Consider the following 4,238-nt stretch of genomic DNA (forward strand, 5'->3'; position numbering starts at 1 on the left):
AGACCACTTAGCTGAAGTTGGCTGTGATCGCCCTGTATTTTTTTACTGGGGTGTAAAACAAGTATCAGCATTATACGCAAAGGCAGAAATGGAAGCATGGGCAGCATCAAACCCACACTTTAACTTTATACCTGTTATTGAGTTAGCCGATGAAAACTGGAAAGGTCATTCTGGTTATGTTCATAATGCGGTATTAAAAGATATGATCTCATTAGAAGCTTACGATATTTACATGGCTGGCCGCTTTGACATGATAGGCCCTGTCCGTGATGATTTTATCAATCAAGGTGCTATTCGCGAACACATGTATGCGGATGCATTTGCATTTATATAATAAAGATAATAACTTCTAAAGCACGATAGTCTATCGTGCTTTCCTTTCTCGCATGCAACATTCTTTAAACTAGTCCACTCTTGATATTTTTTAGTTAAAAATATAAATTAACTAAACTCAGATAAATCAGTTACTATGAGCTAGTTTTAAGTAATCGAAAAGTAAAATGAAATATAAGTTTCTGGATTTTGAATTTGATAGCAGCAGTTTAATTTTAACTAAAAATAATAACGATATTGCTATTAGACATAATGAAGCGAAATTACTCGCTTTAATGATAAGTCAGCCAGAACGTGTATTTAGTAAAGAAGATATATTAGCAGAAGTTTGGCAAGATAAAGTGGTTTCTGAGCAAGCCGTATTTCAAAATATTAGCCACCTTAGGGGTCTTTTTGGCAATACAGCGATTAAAACCTTCTCTAAACGAGGATATCAGTGGCAACTTGCATTACAAACAAACTCAGAGATTTGCACTGGTGCACCAACTAAAATAAATGTCATTGAAAAAGCACCATCAAAATCAGCTAAGCAGCTAAGCAGCTAAGCAGCTATACATTACAGTTTTTTCATTCATATTTATTTGCGTTTTATTTTTCAGTTACATCTACACATCATCAAATAAAACCTCATTACCTACAACCAAAATTGCTTATATTCCTTTTGAAAAACAATCAGATAATACATTTAAAGAGTTTTCAAAAAATACTAATTTCAACTTTATAGCGCTAAAAAATTTAGATTATAGAGACTTTATTGCAACTGCAGAATTAAAATACCCCAGCTTATCAGCTAAGCATCCTCTAATATTAACCGGAGAGTTTCGATCTCATAATCAACAGACTTATTTAGACTTTATTTTAAAAGGCCCTTTTGCTCAGTGGAAAGGGTTACTCAGTGGAGACTCTCAGCGTGAGGTGACTGAAAAGTTAAAACGTCATCTACAGCAAGAATTTATTTATGACTTAATAGGTAAACCACAAGCTCCGGAATTAAAACTAGCAAATCTTTCTATCGCGCATCAAAACAGCCCTAACGATTTCATTGTTTTAAACCAACTTATAAAAACTTACCTGCAAACAGGCGAATTAGATAAAGCGATGGTAATGGCTGACAAACTGGTAAATATCGCAAATTTAGAGAATAACCCTCAGCAAGTAGGTATGGCATTATTACTTCAAAGTGGAATTCTCACCCAAAAAGACTTATTTGAGTTGAGTTCACAAAAACTACAACTTGCACTCATAGAGTTTGAAAAAATTAACGATTTAAAACGACAAGCAGATGCTTGGAATGCACAATCTTGGTTGGATCATCAAATTTGATAATTATCCTGCAATAAAAGTAAGTTTATTAAATTCAGCTCAGTTTGCTCTAGAAGCTAAAGATAAACAAAGAGAATTACATGCACTCACTTATTTATCTGTTTTAGCCCACAAGCACAAACAAGAAAAAGATAAATACTTATACTTATACTTATACTTAAAACAAGCTGAAGATAAAATGCTACAGTATGAACTACCTATTTATCATTTTGCCAAAATTCCTTTCCACTATGCTATTTATGCAAGCAAACTTGCTGATAAAGAGCCTCATTTAAAACAAGTCCTTGAGTTTACTGCATTAACACCTAATCACTGGGTGGCACAAGATAGCCGAGAAACTTTGATGAAATATTACATTTCAATCAATAGCCTCACTGAGGCACAAACTTTAGTTGAAAATTTAAAATCGGATAATACTGAAAATTCATATCTAAAAACACTTTTGGCACAAGCACAAGTACAAACAGATCTGTTCATTTCTCATGCTCAGCGAGCATTTGAACAAGCACAACTATCTGGTAATAAGTATTTAAGTCTAGATATCGCTTTATTGCTATGTGACGCACCAAAAGAACAAACAAATTATGACTTTTATTCTCAATTTATTAGTGAAAATGCCACATTAAATTGGCGACGAAGAAATGAAGAAAAATTAGTCGCTCTTAACCTTTAAAGAGAAAGGTAGCATTAAGCTACCTTTTTCATTTTTATAGCGAAATAAGTACCTAGTCCTGTTTTAGTGCTAACCAATTAAGCTTCCAGTTATTATCTAAAGAGTTAAGGCTCAACTTGTTTTTCCCCTTTTTAAGATATATTTTACCACCCTGCTGGGTTTGCCACTCATGATAGCCACCTGTTTTAGTGATTTTTTGTTCTACCTGTTTGTCACCGTTAACGATCACACTAAACCCTTTAGTATCTCTAGGCGATGCTACACGATATGTCAGTAAATATTCTCCCGATTGCGCAACGTCTAATTGATAATCTAATTTTGCTTTATCAGATATTCCTCCTGCACCGGTCAGGTTATAACTCCCCTCATCATCAGATGTACGCGAAACGACAGCACCATCGTCTTGCGCAGCAGATTCGGCTTCAATACGACCAGGTACCTTCAACCAACTAGCTTCTGTTTTTACAGTATCACTATACATACCTTGTTGATGATTTTTTACAGCTACAACAGTATATTCATACACATAACCACTTGTATGAGCGTATTTAAAACTTGTCTCTTTGAGATTTGACGCTATCAATTTAACCATAGTACCTGCAATATCATTTCTATATATACGATAGCCGTCTACATCAGGATCTGAACTCGCATCCCAAGTTAAATTCACTAAACCATCAATTTGCGTTAATCTCACATTAGTCACTTTATCAGGATAATTTGACTGTAAGCTTCGTTGTTTTTGTTCTTTATTTTGAGCATGCTTTAATTGTGAAGCAAAATATTTAGTCGCTTTTGATTGCTAAGGTGCGGTGCCATCTAATGCAATTCTAAATCCATCCACGCCACCAGAAAAATCTTCAGGTATACTTCCACGCTGCGCTAATGGCCAATTATTCCAGTGCCAGCTACCACCTCGTGTAGCACGACTAGCACACTCACCCTCTAACATGGGTGAACCATCAGTTGGTACAGTTTTATAATCTGCAACATAACAATCTGCAAGCATTTCTAATACATTACTGACTATATCATGTAAGCCAAACTGGTTTGGTTTATACATACCCACTATGCTGGCATCACCTGAATTATCAACACAATTAGCTAAACCTGTAGACCAATTTAAATAACTGGTATTAGCATCTCTTTGTAATATATTTTCACCTGATAAATCAGCTGTATTAGCATATTCACATACTTGCGTACGATCTTCATCATTACCAAAGAAATAATCTGTTTTAGTACCAGCTCTTGCTGCATACTCCCATTCAGCTTCTGTAGGTAATCGATATGGTCTGCCAGTCTCTTTGGCCAGCCATTGTGTATAAGCATTAGCCGCCTGCCAATTTATACAAACAACAGGTTGAAATTCACTACTATTCAGCGCGTTAGTTTCCCAATTACCTTTACTATATGGCTTAAACCAACCATCTAACTCATGACGACACTCACTAGGTGCCTTAAAATTAGTAGCCTTTATAAATTGGGCAAACTCTTTTACTGTTACTTCATATTTACCTAAACTAAATTGCGATATGTTGACCTCATGTAATGGCTGAGAATTTTCACGATCCATGGATCCCATTTCAAAACTACCACTGGGAATATCAACCATAATTGGCTCTATTGGTGAACCTGCAAAAGTTTGATAACTCATAGTAGATAAACACAGTGCCATTATTATTTTATTAAGATTCATTTTAGACTTCCTTTTTAAAAGATGAGTTAAGCATGAAAAAGCACCGTAAATAAATCTTAATAAAAATTTATAATCCATTAAAAATAGAAAAATCATAGAAAACACAAATAATTGATATTGAACGATTTAATTTCAACTATAAAATAAAACACTAAAGCTTCAGATATAAAAAATGCGCCATATAGGCCAACACTGATCAGTTAAGAAAAC

At 34.6% G+C, this 4,238-nt stretch carries 5 protein-coding genes and 1 pseudogene; 4 read left to right on the forward strand and 2 right to left on the reverse strand.

What is annotated here, in order from left to right; genetic code table 11:
• From fre to CJF42_RS22295, 4 genes and pseudogenes are all read left to right on the forward strand, one after another.
• Positions 1-334: pseudogene (fre, locus tag CJF42_RS22280) on the forward strand (NAD(P)H-flavin reductase); the annotation flags it as partial.
• A gap of 166 nt (positions 335-500) precedes the next feature.
• Entirely contained in the window at positions 501-878 is a 378-nt protein-coding gene (locus CJF42_RS22285) for a winged helix-turn-helix domain-containing protein (RefSeq protein ID WP_095368779.1), read from the forward strand.
• A gap of 370 nt (positions 879-1,248) precedes the next feature.
• Positions 1,249-1,656 carry a hypothetical protein gene (locus CJF42_RS22290; protein ID WP_095368780.1) on the forward strand — a complete coding sequence of 136 codons (408 nt, stop codon included), beginning with the start codon at positions 1,249-1,251 and terminating at the stop codon, positions 1,654-1,656.
• Complete coding sequence (locus CJF42_RS22295; RefSeq protein WP_095368781.1) at positions 1,625-2,329, forward strand: hypothetical protein; 705 nt, start codon at positions 1,625-1,627, stop codon at positions 2,327-2,329. Before CJF42_RS22290 ends, CJF42_RS22295 begins: the two co-directional genes overlap by 32 nt.
• A gap of 52 nt (positions 2,330-2,381) precedes the next feature.
• Here CJF42_RS22295 and CJF42_RS28805 read toward each other — a convergent pair whose 3' ends face one another.
• Both CJF42_RS28805 and CJF42_RS28810 read right to left on the reverse strand, forming a co-directional pair.
• Complete coding sequence (locus CJF42_RS28805; RefSeq protein WP_252097700.1) at positions 2,382-3,026, reverse strand: carbohydrate-binding protein; 645 nt, start codon at positions 3,024-3,026, stop codon at positions 2,382-2,384.
• Positions 3,027-3,131: 105 nt separating this feature from the next.
• On the reverse strand, positions 3,132-4,028 hold the full coding sequence (locus tag CJF42_RS28810) for a formylglycine-generating enzyme family protein (RefSeq protein WP_252097701.1): 897 nt from the start codon (positions 4,026-4,028) through the stop codon (positions 3,132-3,134).
• Positions 4,029-4,238 lie beyond the last annotated feature (210 nt).

The organism is Pseudoalteromonas sp. NBT06-2 (assembly GCF_002276045.1).
Taxonomy (GTDB): domain Bacteria; phylum Pseudomonadota; class Gammaproteobacteria; order Enterobacterales; family Alteromonadaceae; genus Pseudoalteromonas.